This is a genomic window from Pirellulales bacterium (assembly GCA_019636335.1).
Classification (GTDB): domain Bacteria; phylum Planctomycetota; class Planctomycetia; order Pirellulales; family JAEUIK01; genus JAHBXR01.
This window is the reverse complement of sequence record JAHBXR010000002.1, coordinates 218,240-241,678: the sequence shown is the minus strand read 5'-3', so window position 1 is coordinate 241,678 and position 23,439 is coordinate 218,240. Positions and strand designations below refer to the sequence as shown.

The following is a 23,439-nucleotide window of genomic DNA, read 5'->3' as shown; positions in this document are numbered from 1 at the left end:
AAGCCTAGTAATTCGGGTTCCCCAGCCGGGTGGCGATCCCAAGAGTTTAGCGCCATTAAAACACCGGACAAGCGGAGTTTTTCCGCAGCCTGCTAGGGCGTCGCCGCCGGCTCCACCGGCTCGCTATGCCGGGTCGAGATGGTCAGGTCGAGCAGGGCAGGCAGTTCCGCGTTGTTCGCCAGGTAGACAATCTTCCCCTTGATCGCCACCTTCTCCTCACGCAGCACCACGCGACGCGTCGTCGCATCGACGTACAAATCGCCCGTCGAACTCACGACCTTCAGATCGCTTTCTTTCAGCTTGAACGGCAGCGTCGCATTGTCGGCGATCGAATAGCGGACGGCGTTGGCCTGCATCTTCACGTGCTCGAGTTGGCGACCATCCTTTTCGACGGGACCGACGTATTCCAGCTTTTCGTCGAACGTCATTTGTTGACCCTGCCCCAGATTCATGACCTGCGTGTGGGTCCACGCATCGCCCGGCTTGACCGGTTCCGCCGGAAAACGATCGATGGCCATCTGCAGATTCGACTTCAAGATCGCCTCATCGAATTGCGAAGCGAGCAACGGCTTGATCTCGGGGGACAGCTTCTCGAGCAGCTCCGAATAGCCCGTGAAGGATTGCACCCGCAGTTGTTCGTTGATCATGGCGGTCAACTCGGCGCCAACGATCGCGCGCAGGGCCCCTTTCAGCAGCCCGGCCGGTGGGTCGCCATCTTGTCCATCATCGGTCTTCGAATCGAAGTCGATGCTGATTCCCCCGGGCAGCCCGATGCTCGCCTTCACCGTCTCGAATTTGAAGTGTACCGGAATCAAACCTGTCGCATCTTTCTCGCCGACCGAGTAGAGCACCTCGAACGTTTGCTCCGACGAGGTTTCGAGCAGTTGCTCGGCGATGTTGAGCTTCTGATCGATCCCCACCGTTTCGCTCGTGCGGTACTCTGCCGGCTTGCTGAAATCGGTCCGCAACACCACCTGCGCGTGCGCCGTGGCGGATAAAGCTGCGCCGAAAAGAAGCGTCGACAACAAGATTCGTGGGCCGGTGCGCATGAGCCAAATCTCCGGGATTCCAAGGTCCGATCGCAAGACAAACGATACGCCTGGGTAATTCGTCCGCGGCGGAGTTTATTGCCCTTTTTTCGCAGATTGCCTGGCAGGCTGCCACCCGCCAGTCGCCACTATTTTAGGCTATTTTTCGCGCGCACAGGTGGATGATCGATCGGCAACCAACCCTCCTGCGCGAGGTGGCCAATTGTCCCAACTGCAAGCGCCGCCGTACCATGAGTACCGCCGCGCGGCGTGTCTTCGGTCTCGGCACGCTACTGGCATGGGAGATGCCTGATGCGTTCGTCCGCCCTGTTCTGGAAGCTCTTTCTCGCCTTTGCGGGGCTGAACGTCTTGTCGGCGGTCGCCTTCGTCGTGGTCCTGAGCGATGCTCAAAACGATCAAGTCACTACCCAGGTGCAACACGATCTGCACGACACGGCGCTGGTGCTGCGAAGCCGCGTCGCCGAGCTGCTCGCTCCTTCCGACGCCGCCTCGTTGCAAGAGCTCGTGCGGCAACTGGGGCAGGAAGCGCAGTTGCGATTGACCGTCATTGACGAGAACGGCTCCGTGCTGGCCGACTCAGACGGCGCGGTCGACCAGATGGAAAACCACAACTCGCGGCCCGAGATCGTCGAGGCCCGGGCCACGGGGATCGGCCATTCGCGTCGCGAGAGCGCCACGCTCGGCACGTCGATGTTCTATCATGCGCTGCGGATCGGTGATGTGGCGCAGCCGCGCGGCTTCGTGCGTGTGGCGGTCCCCTTGGCGGTGCTCGATGCGCAACTGGCCGACACGAAGCGTCTGATCTGGTCGGTGGCCGCCGGAGTCAGCGTGGTCGGCTTGCTGCTCACCTATTGGATCGTGGGGCGCATTCTGCAACCCATCGCGGCGCTACGCGCGGCGGCCGAAGCGATCGCCGCCGGCGACTATCAACATCGCGCCTACGTCACCAGTCACGACGAGCTGGGCAAGCTGGCCGACGGCTTCAACCAGATGAGCGCCGAACTCGCGCGGCAAATGAATCAATTGCGCGAGGGGAGCGACCGCCTGGGGACGCTGTTGGGCAGCATGGCCGAAGGGGTGATCGCCGTCGACGACCGCCAGCGGATCTTGTTCATCAACCCGGCCGCGCGCGACCTGCTGGGGCTGGCGCGTCAGGATCCCGTCGGCTCCCCCCTCCTGGCGGCCGTGCGGCAACACACCCTGCACGAGGTCGTCCAAAGTGCGCTCGCTCGGGGGCATGCCGTCGAAGCCGAATTCGAAACCGCCACCCCTGCTCAGCGTTCGTTGGCGGTCCGCGCCTCACGGCTGCCGGGCGAACCCACCCCCGGCGTTGTGCTGGTGCTGCGCGACGTCTCCGAACTGCGACGCCTCGAGAAGCTGCGGCAAGAGTTCGTGGCCAACGTCTCGCACGAGTTGAAGACGCCGCTCAGCTCGATCAAGGCCTACACCGAGACCTTGCTCGGCGGCGCGCTGGCCGATCCGCAGCACAACGTGGCGTTCCTCAAACGCATCGAAGAACAGACCGAACGTCTGCATCAGTTGATCCTCGACCTGCTCAGCCTGGCTCGTCTCGAGGCCCGTCAGCAGACGTTCGAAGTCACCACCGTCGCGCTGTCTCCGGTCATCGCGGCTTGCATCAACGACTATGCCCTGGCCGCCGACGACAAAAAGATTGTGCTCGAGCGGCGAGACCAGCATGGCGACCTGCGCGTCCTGGCCGATGAGGAGGGCTTGCGACAGATCTTGGGAAACCTGGTCGACAACGCCCTGAAGTACACGCCCGAAGGGGGAGGCGTCGCGATTACGACCTACACCGAGGGGGAGTTCGCGCTGCTCGAGGTGTCAGACTCCGGCATCGGCATCGCCGCCGAACATCAAGACCGCGTCTTCGAGCGGTTCTATCGGGTCGACCGCGCGCGGTCGCGCGAACTGGGGGGCACGGGGCTGGGACTTTCGATCGTGAAGCATCTGGCCCAGGCCTTCGGCGGCGGCGTGGGCCTGCGCAGTACGCTCGGCCAAGGGAGCACGTTCTTCGTCCGACTGCGACTTGCCTAGCTTGCCAACGGCAAAAGTTCTTTCCAGGCCGAAAGTTGCAGTCGGCCCGACGATCACTGCCCCGCGACGTACGGGCCATTTCATGGTTTCTTCATTGTTTCTTTACAACGTCTCCCTATGCTGTCGGGCGTCTGATGGGTCGCCAAGCGATCTCCGTCAGGGCAGGAGCCCGTCGAGGCGATTCGCCAAGGCCGCACCAGAGGGAATGGCACTCTATGTCCGCTTCGCCGGAATCGCGTCTCGATCGCCAACGACACTGGTTCGCCGGGCTGGGCGCAGCAGCCTGTCTGCTCGTCGTCGCGCTCTTGCTGACAGGATGCGGAGGAAGTGGCAACGCCACCACGATTCGCATTGACGGGTCGAGCACGGTCTTCCCGATCACCGAGGCCGTGGCCGAGGAGTTTCGTGGCGAACAACCCCATACTCGCGTCACCGTGGGATTCTCGGGCACGGGGGGGGGCTTCAAGAAGCTGATCGCCAGCGAGATCGACATCTGTAACGCCTCGCGTCCCATCAATCAGAAGGAAGTCGACGCCTGCAAGGAACATGGCATCGAGCTTTTCGACCTGCGGGTTGCCTTCGATGGCCTGGCCGTCGTCGTGAATCCTGGGAACGATTGGGTCGAGTGCCTGAGTGTCGAACTGCTGCGCGAGCTATGGCGCCCGGAGAGTGGCGTGAAGCTCTGGAGCGATCTCAATCCCACCTGGCCCAAGGAAGAGATCAAGCTCTACGGCCCCGGCACCGATAGCGGCACATTCACCTACTTCACCGAAGTGATCGTCGGCGAAGCAGGTTCCTCGCGTGCCGATTACACCCCCAGCGAAAACGACAACATGCTCGTCAGTGGCATCGAGGCGGACAAGCACGCGTTGGGCTACTTCGGCATGGCCTACTACGAGGAAAACCGCGAGAAGCTGAAGCTTCTGGGCATCGATGGTGGCAAGGGTTGCATGAAACCATCCACCGAGACGGTGCTCAATGGCGCGTATGCGCCTTTGTCTCGACCACTTTACTTGTATATCCGCAAGAGCGCGCTCCAGCGTCCCGAGGTGGTCGAATTCCTGCAGTTCTACCTGGCGCATGCCGCCGAACTTGCTACCGAGGTTGGCTACGTGTCGGCCCCCGACGACGTGGCCCAGGAGAATCAACAAGTTCTCGATGCCGCGATCAAGGCGGTCGGCGCGGCGAAGAGCCCCTAACATTCGTCCCTCGCAGGTTCCCTTTGTCCTCGGAAGTCACCAAATCGATCTGGCGCACCCCTGGCGAGGCCGCCACGCCCCGGCAGTGGTTCGAGCGCGCGATCGCCCTCACGCTCGGCGCCTGCGCCGGCATCTCGGTGCTGACGACCGTCGGTGTGGTGGTCGTCTTGCTCGTCGAGTCGATCCCCTTCTTCCGCGACGTCTCGATCGTCGAGTTTCTCATCGGCACGAAGTGGACGCCGCTGTTGAAGCCGCAGCATTTCGGCATCCTGCCCTTGCTGTGCGGCACGATGTGGATCGCCGTCGGGTCCGGCTTGTTCGCCTTGCCGTTGGGACTGGCCACGGCCGTGTATCTGAGCGAGTACGCGCGGCCGGGCATCCGCGACCTGGTGAAGCCCGCGCTCGAGATTCTCGCCGGCATTCCCTCGGTCGTGTACGGCTACTTTGCCGTGGTCGCCGTCTCGCCCCTCATTCGCTGGATCTTTCCACAGGCCGACGTCTTCAATGTCGTCAGCGCGAGCGTCGTGGTGGGCATCATGATATTGCCGATGATCGTCTCGCTCAGTGAAGACGTGCTCCGCGCCGTCCCGCGAGCCTTGCGCGAGGGGGCCTACGCCCTCGGCTCCACCAAGCTCGACGTAACGGTCCGCGTCGTCGTTCCCTCGGCGGCGTCGGGCATCATGGCTTCGTTTCTGCTGGCCCTGTCGCGCGCCATCGGCGAGACGATGGCCGTCACGCTGGCCGCCGGGGCCACGCCGCAGCTCACGCTGAACCCGCTCGACAGCGTCCAGACGATGACCGCGTACATCGTGCAGATCAGCCAGGGGGATACGCCCGCCGGCACCATCGAGTACCGCACGATCTTCGTCGTCGGCCTCGCGCTCTTCGTGCTGACGCTCGGCATGAACGTACTGGCCCAGTACATCCTGTCGCGTTTTCGCGAGGTGTACGAATGACGCCTCAAACCCCGGAACCTCTCGCGCGTCGCCGGCGCTTGATGGCGCGGGCCTTCGAGCTGGCCTGTCTCGGCGCGACGCTGCTGTCGGTGGTGCTGCTCTTCGTGCTGTTGGGCACGGTGCTGTACCAGGGACTCGGCTCGCTGACGTGGGATCTCCTGACTCGCCTGCCGTCGAGGTTGCCCGAGCGAGCCGGCATCAAGGCGGCGGCCTTGGGCAGCCTCTGGTTGATCGGGCTGACGACGTTGATCTCCGTGCCGGTGGGCGTCGGCGCCGCGATCTACCTCGAGGAGTACGCGCGCGACGGCCGCCTGCGCCGTTTGATTCAATTGAACATCGCCAATCTCGCCGGTGTCCCGTCGATCGTGTACGGTATTCTCGGCCTGGGATTGTTCGTGCGGGCCCTGGCGCTCGACCGCAGCGTGATCTCGGGAGCGCTCACGCTCTCGCTCGTCATCTTGCCGGTGGTGATCCTGACCGCGCAAGAGGCGCTGCGTTCGGTGCCGGTCTCGATTCGTCACGCGTCGTACGCCTTGGGCGCCACGCGCTGGCAGACGATCTGGCACCAGGTGCTGCCTGTTTCGATCCCGGGTATCCTCACGGGGGTGATCCTGGCGGTCTCGCGGGCGCTGGGCGAGGCGGCCCCACTGGTGGCCGTGGGGGCCGTGGCCTACGTCTCGTTCGTCCCGAGCGGACTGCGCGATGCCTACACGGCGCTGCCCATCCAGATCTTCGACTGGAGCCAGCGACCGCAGCGCGAGTTCCACGATCTGGCGGCGGCGGCGATCATCGTGTTGCTGGCCGTGTTATTGTGTTTGAATGGAATCGCGGTCTATCTTCGTCAACGCTATGGTAAACGCGTCCGCTGGTAATTGCAGGGAGAGCGCAAGCGGCACGCCCGAGGCGCGTGCCTAGGTCTAATCCGATGCCCGATTCCAACGTACAACCCCTGCCGCGGATGAATCCCCCGAACGATCCAGCGCGCCACGACGGTCCCGCGGTCCCCACGCCCCGGCCAGCGACCGCGCGCGATGCGGGCCCGCCGGTGGATGGTCCCGTCAAAATTCGCGCCCGCGATCTGTGCGTCTTCTACGGCGCCCATCAGGCGCTGACGAATGTCTCGCTCGACATTCTCGAAAAATCGGTCACCGCGTTGATCGGTCCCTCGGGTTGCGGCAAGTCGACCTTTCTACGTTCGCTCAACCGCATGAACGACATGGTCGAGGGGTGCCGCGTGACCGGCCTTGCCGAGCTCGACGGCCAGAACATCTACGACCGCCGCACCGACGTGGTCGAGCTGCGCAAGCGGGTCGGCATGGTGTTTCAGAAGTCGAATCCCTTTCCCAAGTCGATCTTCGAGAACATCGCCTACGGCCCGCGCCTGACCGGTATCCGCCAGAAGGGGGTACTGCACGAGATCGTCGAACGCTCGCTGATCCGGGCCGCCCTGTGGGACGAGGTGAAGCATCGCCTGCACGAATCGGCGATGCGTCTGTCGGGAGGCCAGCAGCAACGCTTGTGCATCGCGCGCTCGCTGGCCACCGATCCCGAGGTGCTGCTGATGGACGAGCCGGCCTCGGCGCTCGACCCCTCCTCGACGGCGAGAATCGAGGATCTGATTTTCGAACTCAAGGCCGGCTACACGATCGTCATCGTGACGCATAACATGCAGCAGGCCGCCCGCGTCGCCGACCAGACCGCGTTCTTCTACCACGGCGAACTGGTCGAGACGGGGCGTACAAACGACCTCTTTACGCGTCCCAGCCAACAACGGACCGAAGACTACATCACCGGCCGCTTCGGGTAGACCGCCATGAGCAAGCACTTGCAACGCGACCTGGAGAAGCTGCAGCGCCAACTGCTGGCGCTCTCCTCGTCGGTCGAAGAAATGATCAACAAGGCCTGCCGCGCGCTGCTGCACAAGCAGTCGAACCTGGCCGAGCAGGTCGTCCACTCAGACAACACGATCGATCAGCAGGAGGTCGCGATCGAGGAGGAGTGCCTCAAGATCCTCGCCCTGCACCAGCCGGTGGCCATCGATCTGCGCCGCACGGCCACCGCCATGAAGGTGAACAACGACCTCGAGCGCATCGCCGACCTGGCGGTCAACATCGCCGAGCGCGCGCTCTGCCTGGCCGTGCATCCGGAGCTGGACATTCCGGCCACGCTGCACCAGATGGCCGAGTTGTCTACCGCCATGGTGCGCGATGCGCTCGACTCGCTGGTGCGGCTCGACGTGCAGCTCGCCCGGCAGGTCTGCTCGCGCGACGAGCGCGTCGACGCCTTCAATCGCGAGGTGATCGACGATCTGCGCGCCGAAATGCACACGCGTCCGGAAACGATCGAAGCCGCGCTGCACCTCTTCTCGGCCGCGCGGCACATCGAGCGCATTGCCGATCACGCCACGAACATCGCGGAAGACGTCATCTACCTGGTCGAGGGGGAAATCGCCCGGCACCGGCACGATGCGCCCGCCCCCACCCCGTCCGCCCGCTAGACGCGTGGCGCGCTACTCGCAAGGTCGCATGATGTCGAAAGCTCGCTTGCTCATCGTCGAAGACGATCGCCCCCTGTCGGAGGTGCTGGCCTACAACCTGCGCCAGGCCGGTTATGAGATCGCCGTCGCCAGCGACGGCCGCGATGGCCTGCGCCAGGCCGAGGTCATGGTGCCCGACCTGGTCGTCCTCGATCTCATGCTCCCGCTGATCGATGGGCTGGAGGTGTGCCGCCGGCTGCGCTATCAGCCCGCCACGCAGAACATGCTCATCCTGATGCTCACCGCCAAGGCCGAAGAGGCGGACGAAGTCGTGGGCCTGTCGCTCGGGGCTGACGATTACATGACGAAACCCTTCAGCGTGCGCGTGCTCGTCGAGCGCGTCCACGCCCTGCTCCGCCGACGACACACCACGCCTGATCATCACGACGTCGCCTCGAGTCACGGCATCGTGATCGATCGCCGCCGGCACCGCGTGACGGCCGAAAATCTGCCGGTCGACCTGACGCGCAGCGAGTTCCGCCTGCTCGATTGTCTCGTGCGGCAGCCGGGCCGAGCCTTCAACCGCTCGGAATTGATCAATGCCGCCGTCGGCGAGGACAGCCTGGTGATGGAGCGCACGATCGACGTCCACATTCGCGCGCTGCGGCAGAAGCTCGGCGACTATGCCGAGCTGATCGAAACGGTCCGGGGCGTGGGCTACCGCTTCCGCGACGAAGCGCCCTAATGTTCGGGCACCTTTGCTCGTCGGTCCCACTCATGCGCCAGTTAACCGACGGGCAAGAGCGCGGACCGCTCGTTCGTCGTCCGCCCAACGGCCAACTCGCTGTGCGGTTCCAACTCGCCGCGGCGAATCACCACCTGCGACGGCGCCTCGATGCCCAGACAAACGCGGTTGCCGCGCACGTCGAGCACGACCAGCGTGATGTCGTTACCGATATGAATCGTTTCGTTGGGCTTGCGACTCAAGACCAGCATGACGATACCTCCCCACGATAAAGGAGCTGAAGATCGAGGCCCGACGTAGGGCACGTCGCCGGCCACGTGGCGGACGGAAGCTCGCTCCGCCACGACGCTCCATCCGCTGTCACCCGGCGAGCGGAAGGTAGCCTAGCAAGTGGCCATGAAGAATTCGTGGAGATCATGCACGAATTGCGTGCGGTCACCCGCCGTCGATGTCGGCTGGTGAGCATAGGCAGTCGATCCCGACGGACGATGCTGCCCGACGCGACGCTCGCCTAGCGTAAGCGGCGCATCGATTCGATGCGCACGGCAGTGTTCGGTCGTCCCGCATCGGCCGGCGAGTTGCCGATCTGATCGACCGTCTCGAGCCCTTCGATCACCTGACCGAAGACGCAATAGCCATAGCCATCGGCCTCGGCGCTCTGGTGATCGAGCGCATTATTGTCTCCCAGGTTGATGAAGAATTGCGAAGTCGAGCTGTCGATCAGGTCGGCGGCGCGGGCCATGGAGATCGTGCCGCGACGATTCGACAGACCGTTGTGCGCTTCGTTGCGAATGGCCGGACCCGCGGACTTCTCCGCGAACTTCTCATCGTACCCTCCGCCTTGCACGACATAGCCGGCCGAAACCTGGTGGAAGACCGTGCCGTCGTAGAAGCCCCGATCGACGTACTCGAGAAAGTTCGCCACGGTGATCGGCGCTTTCTCGGCGTCGAGCTGCAGGGTGAACTTCCCCTGGTTCGTGGCGACGACCACCTTGGGATGCTTCTGCTCCTCGCGCGACAGGCGGCGCGATTCGGGACGCTTCGCCTCCTTCGCCGGACTGGTGGTGCCCTCGGGCGCGGCGGCCGGTTCGATCTTTTCCGATGAACAGCCTGTCACCATCAACAAGCAGCCGCTCAACGCCAGACATCGCAATGCCATCCGCATGACGAGGGCCCTCCCTGGTTTGCCCTGCTCGAAGAAAACTGCCGGCCCATCGCTTGGGCCGCTCGCAGGGGGCGTATCATGGGCGGATCGCGAAAACGACGCAAGCTCGATCTGCGCCAGGGTGACGGACTCCCGGGCCAGGCGACCACCGCGACCGAGGGCAACTAGGCGAGAAGGGCGAAATTCGGTATGATTTTGACGAAGCAGCCGGGGTCCCGAGCCTCACGCGACGGAGCTGTGAGCGGCTCGCCCGGCCCCGCTGGGGGTTCCAAGCCTGGAGAGAAGAAGAGAACATGGCCCGCAAAGTCGTCAGCCGTAAGGAATTGCGAATCGAGGCAGAGGCTGCCGAACGCAAGGGTGAAGGCAAAAAGCCTGTCAAGGCGAAGAAAGACCCGACCAAGGCGCCTGTCAAGCGGAAGAGCCGTGCCAAGAGCACCAAGGACGTCCGTCTGAAGGCCTTCTGGGGCGTCTTTAGCCAGTCGATGAAGCGTGTCGCCCTGTTCGAGTACAACGAGCGGAAACAGGCCGACAAGAAGGCCGGCGAGTTGTCGGTCTCGTCGAAGACCCCGCACTTCGTGCAGGTGGTCAAAGAAGTAATCCAGGAATAGTCACGGCCGCCATCGGGCGGGGCATGACTGGCGGAGATCGCGCGCTGCTGCGCCGCAGACATGAAGAGTACCGTCGCTCGGGCGCGTGACCGAGTCGAGTTGCCTCTTAGCTTGACGCGCGCTTTCAGCGTGCCGACAATCGCTACACCGGCGTGCGCGGGGCGATTTCGCGCCGGCTTCTAGGTCGCCGACGGCCCCTGTGCAGGGCGAGGCCGTCGTCGTGGCGAACGACACGGCGCACCTTTCGGCCCCGCACCTTTGATTCCCGCCTCGACGGCGCATAGTAGAGTTCCATGGAATTTCTTCCCGGCCACACGGTGGGTATCGATCTCGGCACCACCTTCTCGACCATCGCGCATTTGAACCCCGAGGGGGTACCCGTCCCGCTGGCCAACGACGATGGCGACGTGGAAACCCCCAGTCTCGTCCTGCTGGCCGAGACGGGGCACGTCATCGTAGGCCCCAGTCGCATGCGGGCCGCGATGGAAGACCCCGACCATGTCGTCGAACGCGTCAAGCGCGAGATGGGCAATGTCGAGTACAAGCGCACCTTCGACGGCCGCGAGATCACGCCCGAGTTCCTCTCGGCGCTGATTCTCAAGAAGCTCAAGCAGGACGCCAGCGCCAAGATCGGCGAAGTCTCGAACGCCGTCATCACGGTGCCCTACTACTTCAACGACTCGCGGCGCAAGGCGACGCAAGACGCGGGTCGCATCGCGGGCATGAACGTGATCGACATCATCAACGAGCCCACCGCGGCCACGCTGGCCTATGCCTGGCATCGCGGAGAGCTCGGCGCCTCGAGTGTCAAGTTCGACAAGCCGCGGATGGCTTTGGTCTACGATCTCGGCGGGGGCACGTTCGACGTCACGCTCGTGCGTTACACGCCCACGCATTTCCAGGTGCTGGCGACCGACGGCGACGTCCACCTCGGCGGCATCGACTGGAACGACCGCCTGCTCGACTTCGTGGCCGAGGAGTTCAAGACCCGCTACGGTTCGGATCCGCGCGAGTCGAAGCGCACCGTGCAGGTGTTGCGCAACGACTGCGATCTCGCCAAGATCGCCCTGTCAGCCCATGCCGAGACCACGATCAATTGCCGGCACGAAGGCAAGACCATCACGGTCCGGATCTCTCGCCGCCAGTTCGAAGACATGACGGCCGATCTGCTGCAGCGCACCATCGACACGCTGATGCTCGTGCTCGAGCAGGGCCAGGCCACGCCGGCCGATCTCGACGCGATCGTGCTCGTGGGGGGCTCGACGCTCATGCCGCTGGTGTCCGAACGGATCGAAGCAGTCACGGGCGTCAAACCCTACCGCGATCTGTCCCCCTTTACCGCCGTGGCCCAGGGCGCGGCGATTCATGCCGCGATCCTCGAAGCCAAGTTTCGCGGCGGCCAGAGCGATATTGCCGAAAAAGTGCGCAAGCACCTAGCCGCCATCAAGCAGGACGAGGTGAATTCGCACGGGCTGGGGGTGGCGGCCCGACATCCGCGGACGGGCCAGCTCGTCAACCATGTGATGATCCCCCGCAATACCAAGCTGCCGGTCGAGGTCAGCCAGACGTTTCTCACGAACCAGGACCACCAGCAGCGCGTGAGCGTCAAGGTGATGGAAGGGGATGCCCCCGACCCGGCTGCCTGCTCGTTGATCGGCAATTGCCGCATCACCGACCTGCCGGCCAACCTGCCGAAGGGTTCGCCCATCGAAGTGACCTACTCCTTCGATCAGGCCGGACGCATTCGCGTGCGGGCCCGCGACAAGACCGGGGGGCGCGAGGCCGCTATCGATATCGAACGCCGCGGCGGGCTCGACGATCAACAGATCGATGGCTTCACCAAGCTGGCCAGTGAATACAAAGTCGAATAGGGAACTCGAGGTCGATAGTCACTCCCCATGAACAAGCCGCTGGACGTCTATCGCGATTGGCTGGGCATCACCGAGACCGCGCGCCCGCTGAGCTACTATCAGATTCTGCGGTTGAGGCAGTTCGAGGACGATCCCGCCAAGATCGGCACGCACTATCGCAAGATGAACGCGCACGTGCGCAAGTTCGCGGCGGGCGATTTTGCCAAGCAATCGCAGGATCTGCTCAACGAGCTGGCCAAGGCCATGCTCTGCCTGACGGATGCCCATCGCAAGGCGGAGTACGATGCCTCGCTCGGCCGTAAGGATGCCACGCCCGGCAAGCGCCGCTCGATGGAAGAGCTGCTGCTGTTACGCAAGGTGGTCGATCAGGAACAGCTTGCCAAGGCCCGCCGTTATGCGCAGGCCGTCGGTGTCGACATGCACGACGCGCTCGTGCAGCAAAAGCTGGCCACGGCCGACGTCGCCATGCAGATCTTCGCCGAGTCGCAGGGGTTGCCCTACCTCGACCTGTCGGACATCGAGTGCGACACCTTCCTGCTACCCAAGGTGCCCGCCGTGCTGGCGCGGCAACACTCGTGCGTGCCGGTGATGATCGACGACGACCAGTTACTGGTGGCCTCGCCCCACCCGCTCAAGCCCGAGGTCGAAGACGAGTTGCGTCTGCGCGTCGGCATGCCGGTCCGCTCCGTGCTCTGCACGCCCGCCGGGGTCAACAACATCATCGCGCAACACTATACGAAGGAGGCCGCGGCCGCCGAGATGGCCGCCGGCGGAGCGCCGGCTGCCGGTCGCAAGGCCACGAATACGTCGGCAGTGACCGCCGCCGCGGCCGGTCCCCTGACCGCCGAGCAGAAGAAAGAGTTCAAGAAGCGGCGGCTGATGACGACGCTGATGGCCTTCAACTTCGGCTTCATGGCCATGATCTTCTGGCAACAACTGCTGAAGGGATTGTTCTTCAATCCGTTGCCGTCCCCCTTCCTGACGGTCACGTTGCCCCTGGCTATTGGCGTAGGATTGGTGGCCGCCGGCGCCGGCTTCGCCTACGCGACCGTCAAGGGCTAACAGCTTGATCTCGTTGCCGACTACGACGGGGTGTCCGGCCCTTTCTCCGGCGAGTTGAACAGCGTCGTCTGATCGAGACCGCTCGTCGTGGCGTTCGTTTCCTTGGCGGCCGGGGAGCTATCCATGGTCGCTTCGAAGGCGCTGTTGCGCACGGTGGCGGCGTTCGGCGCCGTGCGTGTCGCCGGCCGTTGTTGGCCAAGCTGGCCTCGCTCGTAGCGGCTCCACCACGCCTCGGCATCGTCGAGCGTCCATTTGGCCGTCACACGATCGAGCATGGCCGCCAGGTCCCGCGCCGTCTGCGGGCGCTTGGCGCGATTCTTTTCGAGGCAGGCCAACAGCGCGTGCTCCAACTCGGGGGACACGGCCGCGCCGAGACGTCGCGAGGGGGCCTCGGGAATCGCCGTGATGTGCTGCTGGCACAGCTCGGCCAGCGTGCGTGCGTGGAAGGCGGTCTCGCCCGTCAGCAGGAAGTACCCCACCGCACCGACGGCGTAGAGATCGCTGCGCGGATCGACCAGCTCGGGTGTTTGAATCGCCTCGGGCGACATGTAGAGGGGGGTGCCCGACATGTCGCTCCCCACTTCCTTCTTGTCGTCGATCGCCTTGACGAGCCCGAAGTCGAGGACCTTGACGACGTCAGGCTCACCGCCGCGGCGATTGAGCATGATATTCGCCGGCTTGATGTCGCGATGCACCAAGCCTTGCGAATGCGCCTCGTAGAGCGAGGCACAGATCTGCCGCAGGATACTGACGACGCGTCCCTCGGGCTGGGGGCCGTCGCGATCGACGAGTGTTTGCAGGTCGATCCCGTCGAGATACTCCATCGCGTAGTAGAACACCCCCTCGGGCGTGCGACCGTAATCGAAGATCGCCACGGTGTGCGGGTTGTTCAGATTGCAGGTGATCTGCACCTCGCGCTCGAAGCGCGCGATCGTCGCGTCGTTCACACGGTCGACGTCGAGCATCTTGATCGCCGTGGGGCGTCGTAGCATGGCGTGTTGCCCCTTGTAGACGACGCCCATCGCGCCGGCGCCGATCTTGTCCTGCAACCGGTACTGGCCGAGTTGCTTGGCTTCGATCGTGGCCTTCTGTGCCTGACGTTGCAGCCGCGCCACCACCAGCGTAAAGACGAAGATCGCCACGGCGCTGATGCCCAGCAGCGCGTAGATCGAGAAAAAGCTCCACTTGAGAATCGTCAACGGGCGATAGGCCTCGCCGATATCGATTTCGGTAATGATGCCCATCTGATACTTGGGCAGCCAGGTCCAGGCGCCGACCGAGGGCGCCCCGCGATAATCGCGGTAGCCCGCCATATTGACGCCGGTGGTTCCGCTGACGGCCGCCGCGGCGATCTCGGTCAACGGCAATTCGTGGCGGCGCACGTGGGGGCGGAACCCTTCGACCATGTTCCCGCCGGGATCGCGCACTTGGACGGTCAGGATCGACGCGGCGCCTTCCTGGTCGGGCAGGATCCCCAGCAGGATCAAGGCATCATCGAAACGGCTGTTCGAGACCAGCAAGCCCTCTTTGCTGATGGCGTAGGTCTCACCCGTCTCACCGATCTGGCCGAGTTGAAGAATATCGGTGAATTCGTCCTCCGGTCGGATGCGCAGGGCAAGTACCGCGACCACTTGTAGATTCTCGTCGCGCACCGGAGCACAGACGAACATTGTAGGCACGCTGCTCCGCAGCCGACCGCGTGCATCCTTGACCATGCTGACGCTGGCGAAGGGAGTGGAGACGGTGGGCGTCCCCTCGAGCGTTCGATCGAGAAAGCTCTCGTACTCCGGTACGACCTGCCCGATCAAGTCCCGCGCCGTGGCGGCAATCACGCGGTGGTGCTTGTCGACGACCACAAAACCGGTGAAGTCGTGCGAGGACATGCCCGCTTCGAGTTCTTTCGACAAGCGGGCATACAACTCGGACAGACTGGCGTCACTACGCTGCGCGGGATCGATCCCCGCGGCGGCGAGCGAATCGGGCTGCGCTGCCAGGAGCTGTGCGATGGTCTGCCGGACGGCTGGGCTGTTCGCCATCGAGACCGCGCTCGATTCCTGGACCTTCAACCACTTCTCGAGCATCGAGCGCTCGACCGTGAGCAACGTCTGTAATTGCGAACGGAGCGTCTGCTCCATCGTGTCATGAATCGAGAGGTTGATCGCATAACCCAGCGTCGCCAGCACGACGACCGCGATGATGGGCCAGACCCAGAGTTGCTTTTTCAGCAGCAGGCGCGTGCGCGAAATGGTCCGTCCCAGCGAGGTCTGGCCAAACGTCATGTGCGCCTGGACCCCCTCCTGGTCGCGCGACCGCCGCCACAAGGCATTCAGCCAGTTCCGCATATCTTTGTCGTCGAGAGATTAGGTGAGAGGGGGAGCCCGGGATGCCCGCGTCTTGCAAGCTCGATGCTAGTTACCGCCAAATGGCGTCCGCAAGCGACGAGCGTTCTCGATCACCATGCGCCACTCCGGCCAGTGCAGATCCATCAAGCCTACTATTTATTTCGAGAAACACACGGCGAGGAGACCGCCCGCAGAACGCATCCCCATACAGGACAATGACTTTTGGCTCACGACCAGCGTGGCCGAGTCTGTTTTTCTGAAATTGCTCGAATGGTTGTCGATTGGGCGGGAGATCGTTCGACCAATTCATGCCCACCGAGGTACAGGTCCTGAATCTCTCGCAAGGAGTCTCGCCATGAAGATCGCCACATTGCTCTTGGGTCTGTTGGGAGCCAGCTTCGCTCTGCCTGCCCTTGCCGACGACCATCAGCATCCCGCCCCCGCCGCGGCCACGAACGCGGGCTTCGAGAAGCTGAAGACGTTGGTCGGCACCTGGGTCGTCGCCGATGAAGAGGGCCACCCCACCGACCAGGTCGTTTCGGTGATTCGTCTCACCGCCGGCGGCAGCGCCCTTCACGAAACGCTATTTCCGGGCCAGGACCAGGAGATGATCTCGGTCTACACGGTCGACGGCTCGGACATTGTCATGACGCACTACTGCGTGCTGGGAAATCAGCCGCAGATGAAAGCCCGCGCCAAGACGCCGAGCGACACGCTCAATTTCGAGTTCGTGGGGGGCACGAATCTCGATCCGCAGAAAGATATGCACATGCATGCGGCGGTGCTCAAGTTCGTCGACAACGATCACTTCGAGGTCGAAGGCATCGGCTGGCAGAATGGCAAGCCCACCGAAGAAATGTGCGGTGGCATGAAACTGGTGCGCAAGAAGTAGCACGGCAGCCGGTGACACGAGGCGGGCTGATTCTCCCACACGGGAGTCAGCCCGCCTGCCCCACTGACCACTCTACACCCTGCCCCACCGCTACAAGTTCCGCAAGCGAGAGAGTTCGCCAAGCGTGTATGAAGCCGTGCCCGGAATGCGCCGAAGAGAGCCAACAGACTCCCTCTGCTCCGCGACGTGCGGTCCCGGCCGGTCCTCTCTCTCTGCCGTCAGACGTTTACACGCTTCGTGCGGAAAGCGACCATGTTTTCTCATCGCCGTGGAACCTGGTGGAAAGGTTGGTTCACGGTGGTCTTCTTGCTTTTGTTCGCACCGGCCGGGCAGGTTCTTGCGCGCGCCGATGATCTCGCGATCCAAGCGACAGAATATGTCGGCGAACAGGAGATCTACCAAACGTCGCCGAGCTTCCTCGACGGGCTGCAAGATTTTCCGCGCATCTGGCACGTTGATCCTTACGGCACGGTCCGTTTGCGGGGACGCGTCGACACCGATTTCCTGTGGACCAGCCAGAGCGCCGCGAACGAGGCCACCTTCGGCGATTTGGGCGACACCGTAGGTCTGCGGCGTGCGCGGATCGGCGCGGAGGGAGCCTGGGGGACTTCCGGGCGATACATTGCCGAGATCGATCTGGCCCCGGGCGTAGTCGTGCCGCGCGACATCTTCGCAGGGTTCGGCGAGAGGCAAGCATTCGGCGAAGGACGCGTCGGACACTTTCGCGAACCCTTCAGTCTCGAAGGCGCCACGAGCGCGAACTTTTTTGCCTTCATGGAGCGCTCGCCCATCAACTTGCTCGACCCGGCGCGCAATTGGGGCCTGGGACTATTTCGCACCGACGTGGGCGAGTCGGCCACGCTCGCACTCGGCGCGTTTCATGCCGGCACCGATGCCGGTGACTTCGAAGGGGGCGACGGCAGCACCGTGGGTTTCACCGGTCGACTGACGGGCGCGTTCTTCCGCGACGATGCCTGCGCACGCTACTTGCTCGTCGGCGTCTCACTCTCGGAGCGTCTTCCCGAGCAGGGGGTCATCGTCATCAATCAGCAGCCTCGCAATCCGCTGCTCGAGCTAGGCGATTCCTCGTCGCCCCCCTTCGTGCCCGTGATCGAGATTCCCGCTTCGTTTCAACAACTGATGAACGTGCAGGCCCTGTGGGCCGAGGGCCCCTATTGGATTCAGAGCGAGTGGTACGGCAGCCTCATCGCTCAAACCGGCGCCGCCGACGTTTTTTTCCACGGCAGCTACGTGGCATGCGGCTGGTTTGTCACGGGGGAGCATCGCGACTACGACGGCGCGAATGCCGTGCCCGGTGCGATCCGCGTCGCGCGTCCCGTGCTACGAGGACCAGCGTCGCGAGAAAAGTCGCGCGGCGGGGGCGCGTGGGAGTTGGCCGCGCGCTTTGGTTACCTCGACTTCTTCGACCCCGACACACCTCGCGGCCCGAACGGGCAACTCCTGGGCATCGGTCTGCCGACCGCCACCTTTGGGGTGAACTGGTATCTCACCGATCGCATGCGTCTGCTCTTCAACTACACCTACCAAGCGCCCGACGAACCGAACACCGGTTCGAGCGCCAGCAGCATCTATGGCATGCGTCTGAACGTTCATTGGTAACGTGGAAAGGCCTGCCGTTCGGACGGACGCGTTTCGACAGCCAGACACCGCGCTCGCCTTCGAAAAGGGGAGAGTCCCTCGTGCCCTTGGCCTGCCCAAGATTTGGGGGATGGGCAGAGGCCTGAGTGGGACAAACTCTCGACACCGCCGGTAGGCGCTATTAACCTACCGCGACACGGTCACACGGCGACCACGGCCGGACGAGACCTCACTTTGCCCACGTGGTGTACGCCGGCGCGATCGGCCGGCGTGGGGTGGCACTTGAATCACACATGGCAATCGCCGCTGGACGAGGCGCAAGCACTCTACGATCGCGGATTGTACGTGCAGGCTTGGCGATGTGGTCTGGCTCTCGGTCCGCTCAACGAGTGGCCGGGCACGGCAGGTCGTATTCTCGCTGGGCGTGTGGCACATAACCTGGGTGCCATGCGGCTGGGAGCCTGGCTTCACTTCACCGCGTGGCGGGCTGATCCGAACAACGTTGAAGCAAGACTCTTCTACACGCACACGCTGCGCGAACGGCGCGGCACGTTCACCGCGTGGCAGTTCACGCTTCGACCGTTTGATCGTGAGGGGGCCGCCCCGCGCACGCTGGCCTTCTGGCACGCCTGCGAGGCGGCGCTGGCCGCCGACCGACGAGATTTCGAGGCCGCCCATGCGTTCTACGCGCAGGCCAAGGAGCTGGCCAGCGAGGAACCTTGGATCGGCGTCGACTATGCCTGGATCTTGCGCTGCGAAGACCGTCTGCCCGAGGCGCTGGTCAGCATCGAAGCGCTCGTCGAGCGACACCCCTTTTACCGTCCGGCAATCTCCTACGCCGCCGAGCTGTTGCAGGCCAGCGGACGCGATTTCGAGGCGCGCGCGCTGCTGGAGGACAAGATTCCGCGGCTCGAAAGCGTGCAGCTCTCGTTGCAGTTGATCGACCTGCTGACCGAGTTGGACGATTACGATTCGGCCTCGCTCCATCTCGAGCGGCTCTTCGACGAGCATCCGATACTCGAGTCGAGCTTGTACCAAAGCCTCACTTGCCGGCGCAGCGACATTGCCTGCGCGCTCGGCGACATCGCACGTGCCGCGCGGTACGCCCGGCAAGCGCAATGGCCGTTTCATCGCTATGTCGCCGACCAACTCGAGCAGCCGCAAGAGGGCAAACGCCGTGTGTCGCTGCCGGTCGGCTTCGTGCAGCAGCATCACGTCACCTGCGCACCGGCAACCCTGGCGGCACTGTGCGAATTCTGGTCGCGTCCGGCCAGCCACTTGGAAATCGCCGAAGAGATCTGCTACGACGGCACGCCCCCGCATCGCGAGCGCGAATGGTGCCGAAAGAATGGTTTTCACGCCCGCGAATTCACTGTCACCTGGGATGCCGCGGTCGCGCTGATCGACCGGGGAATTCCGTTTTCGTTGACAACCATCGAACCCGCGCGTGGGCACCTGCAGGCGATTATCGGCTATGACAGCCGGCGCCGCACGCTGCTGATTCGCGATCCGTCGTTCCGGCACTTCACCGAGCTGCTGGGAGACGAGGGACTCCAGTATTATCGGTCGACCGGACCGCGCGGCATGGTAATGGTGCCCGAGGATCGGATCGATCTACTCTCCGGGCTGCTGCTGCCCGACGCGGAGCTTTACGATCAGCTCAGCGTGCTACAGACCGCCACGGAACGCCACGATCGAAACGAGGCACAGGCGGTTTATGAAGCCATGGTGGCCGCCGCGCCGCAGCACTTATTGACGCTCACGGCACGCCGGCTGTTGGCCTACTACGATGGCGATGCGACCGCGCAGATGTCCTGTGCCGATGCCTTGCTCGAGATGTTTCCCGACGACGCGATGAGCGAGCTTGCGAAATTGAACTCCTTGCGTCTATTGGCGCGACGCGAAGAGCGCGTCGCGCGTTTATGCGCGCTTGGCGACCGCGTGCGCGGAGAACCCGTCTTCCGGCAAATGCTGGTCGAGGAACTGCAGATCGACGCGCGACAGCGCGAGTTCATCCGCCGGACGCTGCGCCGGATCATTCGTGCGCGGCCGGCCGATCCGCAGGGATTTCTGCTCTTGGCGGTGCGGCATTGGGAGGAACGCAAGTTCGATGAGGCCCTCCCGCTGTATCGCGTCGCCGCCTGCCTCAACCTGCGCGATGAACGCATGGCGCACCATTATTTCCAGGCTTGCCGCCACCTGGGCCGGACAGACGAGGGACTGGCCTTTTTACGCTCGCGCGTCAGGCAACTGGGAACCGCCTCCAGCCTGCCAGCCCACACGCTGGTGGGCGCGTTGCTCGATGTCCACCGCGTTCCCGAGGCACTGGCCACCTTCGACGAAGCGCTGACGCTGCGCCCACACGACGGCAATTTGAAGCTCTATGCCGCCACAACACTGGCTCGTGTCGGGCAAAGCGCGCGGGGGGCAGAACTGCTTCAGTCGGCCGTGGGTCAGACGCGACGGATCGATTGGCTGCGCGCCGCGGCCCAGATCGCCCACGGCCAGGGAGACTTGCACCAGGCATTGGCACATTGGCGCGATGTGGTCGCCAGCGACCCGCTGGCCGTCGACGCGCAGAATCAGGTCGCGCTGCTGCTCGAGCTGCTCGAAGGCCGACGCGCGGCACTTGCGTATCTGGCCGAGCGAGCCGACCAGTTTCCCCATCACTACGGCTTGCGTCAGCTCCAGTTCATTTGGCTCAAGGATTCTCCCCACGAGCCGCGCGAAAGAGTCCTCCGACAGCTCATCGAGATCGATCCTCAAGATGCCTGGTCGCACCGCGAGATGGTCGCCTGGCTCTCGTCCGAGAATCGCTTCGACGAGGCGCTCGTCGAACTCGACCTGGCCGATGAGCTAGAACCGAACTCACCGTTCGCCGCGAACATGCGGGGCTTTCTGGCGCTGCGCATGCAAGGAACCGCTGAGGCCCGCCAGCACTACCGCCGTGCCATTCAGCTTTCGATCGAAAACACGTTCGCCATTCACGAACTCGTACGCGCGTGCGACACCCAGGAGTCTCGCCTTGAAGAGCTGCGTTTCGTGCAAGCCGAACTCGAACGGCAAGTCGGCTTTGGCGATGCCCTGCTCACGTTTCGCAACGTCGCCCAGGGGACCTACTCGCCCGAGGAGCTGTTGGGGCTGCTTCAGCGAGCGCTCGAAGCACGACCCGATTTGTGGCATGCCTGGATTGCCGTCGTACAGCAGCACCTGGCATTGCGGCAACTCGATCAGGCGCTCGACCTCGCCCAGCGTGCCTGCGAGCAATTCCCGCTGACGCCCGATGTCTGGAGCGAGCTGGCTACCGTGCATCACGCGCGAGGCGATCAAGCCGCCCGGGTGGCCGCACTACATCGCGCCCTCGAAATCAAGCCCAGCGAAAGCAATGCGGCGCGACAACTGGCCATGGCCCACGTCGACGCTGGCGATGTCGAAACCGCGCGGCAAGTGATGGAGCGGATCCTGCAGCGAGACGCACTCTGCGCCGAGAATCATGCGCTGCTCGCCTATCTCGACTGGTTGCGCGGCGAGCGCGGCGCGGTCCTCGACACGCTCGAACACACGATCCGCATCAATCCCGATTACCACTGGGCGTGGGAAAACCTGCAGCAATGGGGAATGGCCGCCGGCCAACCACAGCGTGCGATCGATCTGGCGCGCACTTTGACCCAGGAACGGCCGGGCAACTCTCGCACCTGGCTTACGCTCGCTTCGCTATTGCGCGGCGGTGGGCCCGCAACCTCGGCCGAGCGTCTGGCTGCCATCGAGAGTGCCATCGCCTGCGATCCTTGGAACTGGGACGCCTACGATCTCCAGGCCGAGTTGCTGACGATCGAAGGCCGCTTCGAAGAGGCCGAACAAGCCTGTACGCCATCCACGATGCACGGCCGCTTGCCCCTCTCGTTGCGCGGTCGCCGGGCCTGGATTCTCGCTTCCGCTGGCGACCTGCACCGGGCGATCGACGAGATGACCGACGTGCTCGCCGACGATCCCAACTATCAATGGGGCTGGCTGCAGATTCTCGACTGGCACCGACTCGAAAAGAATCTGCCAGATTACCGCGCGGCGGCCATTCGACTGACGCAAATCGCGCCCGATCTGGCCCTGGGCTGGGGATACCTGGGCGATGCGCAGCTTCAATACGGAGAGCGGATCGATGCTATCGCCAGCCTATCGCGTGCTCTCCAGATCTCCCCCGAATATCAATTCGCCGCGCAGACGCTGTTCGATCTCTACCTGGCGATGCACCGGTACGAAGACGCCGAGGCGCTTCTCGAGCGGACGCGCCCTTATTCCCCCGAACCGGCTCAGCACCTGCTTGGCCACGTGAGAATCGCCCTGGAAAAACGCGACGAGGAAGAAGCCCGGCGGCGGCTTGCCTACCTCTGCCAGTCGCCATCCGACGATCGCGCCTGGTTGGCGCGGGCCCGGACGGAATTCGAGCAGCGTGGCTGGGGACGGCTATTTCGTCAGACGGTCGAATGGTCGCTCAAGCAGGCCGCGCCCCACCCCACGCTACTCTCGACCTGGATCGAAGACGCCGCGTCACAAGCTCGCTGGGGCGCGTGCCAGCGCAGGCTCAAGGATCTCGCAGGGAACGAGGCGGCGTGGCGGGCAACATTCGCTACGCTACTCGAGACGGCCGGACAGCAGCGTCAAGCAGGGCTGGTGCGCAAATTGCTCCGCAAGAATCGCGACCGTATCTGGCACGACAACACACTCTGGGCCGACGCGGGCATCGCGCTCTGGCGCTGCGGACGTTTCCACGACCTTAACAAGTGGTACACGAACTGGCGCGGTCGAAAAGATCTCCAACCCTGGATGCTCCAGGCCCTGGCTTACAGTCTGCGGTACACGTCGACGCGAGCCTCGGGCGCCGAGATCAATACCCTGGCGCTCGAACTTCCCCCCGATCATTCGACGCCCATCCACCGCCTGTGGTTGGCCACCGATGCCTTGTTGGTGGGAGACTGGCAACGTGCCCGGTCGCTGCGCATCGGGATCCACGCCGAAGGACTCGGAGAGTTTGCCCAACTCATGCTCCGTGTCGTCGATGCCGCAATTGGCGTCGAGTCGGGCACGAGTGCGTCGCCGTATGGTCTTTCGTTCGCTCAAGCTCAGGCTCTCCTCCGGGCCTCGCTTGGCGACCACGGCGCCTCGCTGGCCAGCGATCACGTCTTCCGCGACTTCTACCGGCGCTATCGCCGTCGCGCGGCGTACCGCTTGGGTGGCCCCCTCGACTGGCTAATCACATTTATTTCGCCCCTCTGCTATCGCCCGATGACTTGGTAGCAACCGCTTGCGTCAGGGGCATCTTCTCCAACTTGCGCTGGGTAACGCCGCGCCAGGTGCGACCGCTTACCCAGCTTGCCATTCGTGGCGAAGTCTGACGGCTGCGTCGATTCTGCTGGGGGACACGT

General features: G+C 63.9%; 17 protein-coding genes. 13 read left to right on the top strand and 4 right to left on the bottom strand.

Translation table 11 applies throughout. From position 1 onward, the window contains the following. Window positions 1-92: 92 nt before the first annotated feature. Window positions 93-1,025, bottom strand: coding sequence for a hypothetical protein (locus KF708_03160; protein ID MBX3411694.1), 933 nt, complete (start codon window positions 1,023-1,025; stop codon window positions 93-95). A 315-nt stretch (window positions 1,026-1,340) separates the two neighbouring features. On the opposite strand from KF708_03160, the gene KF708_03155 reads away from it, so the two are divergent. The 7 genes from KF708_03155 (at window position 1,341) to KF708_03125 (ending at window position 8,480) form a co-directional block, all read left to right on the top strand. Next, the gene (locus KF708_03155) at window positions 1,341-3,104 is read left to right on the top strand and encodes a HAMP domain-containing protein (protein MBX3411693.1); all 1,764 of its coding nucleotides are present in this window, start codon (window positions 1,341-1,343) and stop codon (window positions 3,102-3,104) included. A 215-nt stretch (window positions 3,105-3,319) separates the two neighbouring features. Then, window positions 3,320-4,303 carry a PstS family phosphate ABC transporter substrate-binding protein gene (locus tag KF708_03150; protein ID MBX3411692.1) on the top strand — a complete coding sequence of 328 codons (984 nt, stop codon included), beginning with the start codon at window positions 3,320-3,322 and terminating at the stop codon, window positions 4,301-4,303. A 101-nt stretch (window positions 4,304-4,404) separates the two neighbouring features. Further along, the gene (gene pstC / locus KF708_03145; GenBank protein MBX3411691.1) at window positions 4,405-5,259 is read left to right on the top strand and encodes a phosphate ABC transporter permease subunit PstC; all 855 of its coding nucleotides are present in this window, start codon (window positions 4,405-4,407) and stop codon (window positions 5,257-5,259) included. Continuing rightward, the gene (pstA, locus tag KF708_03140) at window positions 5,256-6,131 is read left to right on the top strand and encodes a phosphate ABC transporter permease PstA (protein MBX3411690.1); all 876 of its coding nucleotides are present in this window, start codon (window positions 5,256-5,258) and stop codon (window positions 6,129-6,131) included. The genes pstC and pstA overlap by 4 nt, the downstream gene beginning before the upstream one ends. A gap of 86 nt (window positions 6,132-6,217) precedes the next feature. Beyond that, window positions 6,218-7,066, top strand: coding sequence for a phosphate ABC transporter ATP-binding protein (locus tag KF708_03135; protein ID MBX3411689.1), 849 nt, complete (start codon window positions 6,218-6,220; stop codon window positions 7,064-7,066). Between the two features lie 6 nt (window positions 7,067-7,072). Next, the gene (gene phoU, locus KF708_03130) at window positions 7,073-7,756 is read left to right on the top strand and encodes a phosphate signaling complex protein PhoU (GenBank protein MBX3411688.1); all 684 of its coding nucleotides are present in this window, start codon (window positions 7,073-7,075) and stop codon (window positions 7,754-7,756) included. Window positions 7,757-7,787: 31 nt separating this feature from the next. Beyond that, window positions 7,788-8,480 carry a response regulator transcription factor gene (locus tag KF708_03125; protein ID MBX3411687.1) on the top strand — a complete coding sequence of 231 codons (693 nt, stop codon included), beginning with the start codon at window positions 7,788-7,790 and terminating at the stop codon, window positions 8,478-8,480. Window positions 8,481-8,521: 41 nt separating this feature from the next. Here KF708_03125 and KF708_03120 read toward each other — a convergent pair whose 3' ends face one another. After that, a complete protein-coding gene (locus tag KF708_03120) occupies window positions 8,522-8,731 on the bottom strand; it encodes a carbon storage regulator (GenBank protein MBX3411686.1) in 210 nt (69 codons plus the stop codon). A gap of 260 nt (window positions 8,732-8,991) precedes the next feature. Then, window positions 8,992-9,645: a peptidylprolyl isomerase gene (locus tag KF708_03115; protein MBX3411685.1), complete on the bottom strand. Its 654-nt coding sequence runs from the start codon at window positions 9,643-9,645 to the stop codon at window positions 8,992-8,994. A 293-nt stretch (window positions 9,646-9,938) separates the two neighbouring features. On the opposite strand from KF708_03115, the gene KF708_03110 reads away from it, so the two are divergent. The 3 genes from KF708_03110 (at window position 9,939) to KF708_03100 (ending at window position 13,186) form a co-directional block, all read left to right on the top strand. Beyond that, a complete protein-coding gene (locus KF708_03110) occupies window positions 9,939-10,253 on the top strand; it encodes a hypothetical protein (GenBank protein MBX3411684.1) in 315 nt (104 codons plus the stop codon). 293 nt (window positions 10,254-10,546) lie between these two features. After that, window positions 10,547-12,124, top strand: a complete 1,578-nt coding sequence (locus tag KF708_03105; GenBank protein MBX3411683.1) for an Hsp70 family protein — start codon at window positions 10,547-10,549, stop codon at window positions 12,122-12,124. 27 nt (window positions 12,125-12,151) lie between these two features. Then, window positions 12,152-13,186 (top strand): hypothetical protein, encoded by a 1,035-nt coding sequence (locus tag KF708_03100; GenBank protein ID MBX3411682.1) that lies wholly within the window; start codon window positions 12,152-12,154, stop codon window positions 13,184-13,186. Window positions 13,187-13,206: 20 nt separating this feature from the next. Here the strand turns inward: KF708_03100 and KF708_03095 are convergent, their stop codons facing one another. Continuing rightward, window positions 13,207-15,528, bottom strand: a complete 2,322-nt coding sequence (locus tag KF708_03095) for a serine/threonine protein kinase (protein MBX3411681.1) — start codon at window positions 15,526-15,528, stop codon at window positions 13,207-13,209. 355 nt (window positions 15,529-15,883) lie between these two features. Here KF708_03095 and KF708_03090 point away from each other — a divergent pair, with 355 nt between their 5' ends. From KF708_03090 to KF708_03080, 3 genes are all read left to right on the top strand, one after another. Beyond that, window positions 15,884-16,420, top strand: a complete 537-nt coding sequence (locus KF708_03090) for a hypothetical protein (protein ID MBX3411680.1) — start codon at window positions 15,884-15,886, stop codon at window positions 16,418-16,420. 252 nt (window positions 16,421-16,672) lie between these two features. Further along, a complete protein-coding gene (locus KF708_03085) occupies window positions 16,673-18,040 on the top strand; it encodes a hypothetical protein (GenBank protein ID MBX3411679.1) in 1,368 nt (455 codons plus the stop codon). 261 nt (window positions 18,041-18,301) lie between these two features. Continuing rightward, window positions 18,302-23,311, top strand: a complete 5,010-nt coding sequence (locus KF708_03080; protein MBX3411678.1) for a tetratricopeptide repeat protein — start codon at window positions 18,302-18,304, stop codon at window positions 23,309-23,311. The last annotated feature ends 128 nt before the right edge of the window (window positions 23,312-23,439 follow it).

What these genes read in the sequence shown, in the direction of transcription:
- KF708_03155 (MBX3411693.1), top strand. Translation starts at nt 1,341, where the DNA reads ATGCGTTCGTCCGCCCTGTTCTGGAAGCTCTTTCTCGCCTTTGCGGGG.
- KF708_03150 (MBX3411692.1), top strand. Translation starts at nt 3,320, where the DNA reads ATGTCCGCTTCGCCGGAATCGCGTCTCGATCGCCAACGACACTGGTTC.
- pstA (MBX3411690.1), top strand. Translation starts at nt 5,256, where the DNA reads ATGACGCCTCAAACCCCGGAACCTCTCGCGCGTCGCCGGCGCTTGATG.
- KF708_03135 (MBX3411689.1), top strand. Translation starts at nt 6,218, where the DNA reads ATGAATCCCCCGAACGATCCAGCGCGCCACGACGGTCCCGCGGTCCCC.
- phoU (MBX3411688.1), top strand. Translation starts at nt 7,073, where the DNA reads ATGAGCAAGCACTTGCAACGCGACCTGGAGAAGCTGCAGCGCCAACTG.
- KF708_03125 (MBX3411687.1), top strand. Translation starts at nt 7,788, where the DNA reads ATGTCGAAAGCTCGCTTGCTCATCGTCGAAGACGATCGCCCCCTGTCG.
- KF708_03120 (MBX3411686.1), bottom strand. Translation starts at nt 8,731, where the DNA reads ATGCTGGTCTTGAGTCGCAAGCCCAACGAAACGATTCATATCGGTAAC.
- KF708_03115 (MBX3411685.1), bottom strand. Translation starts at nt 9,645, where the DNA reads ATGCGGATGGCATTGCGATGTCTGGCGTTGAGCGGCTGCTTGTTGATG.
- KF708_03110 (MBX3411684.1), top strand. Translation starts at nt 9,939, where the DNA reads ATGGCCCGCAAAGTCGTCAGCCGTAAGGAATTGCGAATCGAGGCAGAG.
- KF708_03105 (MBX3411683.1), top strand. Translation starts at nt 10,547, where the DNA reads ATGGAATTTCTTCCCGGCCACACGGTGGGTATCGATCTCGGCACCACC.
- KF708_03100 (MBX3411682.1), top strand. Translation starts at nt 12,152, where the DNA reads ATGAACAAGCCGCTGGACGTCTATCGCGATTGGCTGGGCATCACCGAG.
- KF708_03095 (MBX3411681.1), bottom strand. Translation starts at nt 15,528, where the DNA reads ATGCGGAACTGGCTGAATGCCTTGTGGCGGCGGTCGCGCGACCAGGAG.
- KF708_03090 (MBX3411680.1), top strand. Translation starts at nt 15,884, where the DNA reads ATGAAGATCGCCACATTGCTCTTGGGTCTGTTGGGAGCCAGCTTCGCT.
- KF708_03085 (MBX3411679.1), top strand. Translation starts at nt 16,673, where the DNA reads ATGTTTTCTCATCGCCGTGGAACCTGGTGGAAAGGTTGGTTCACGGTG.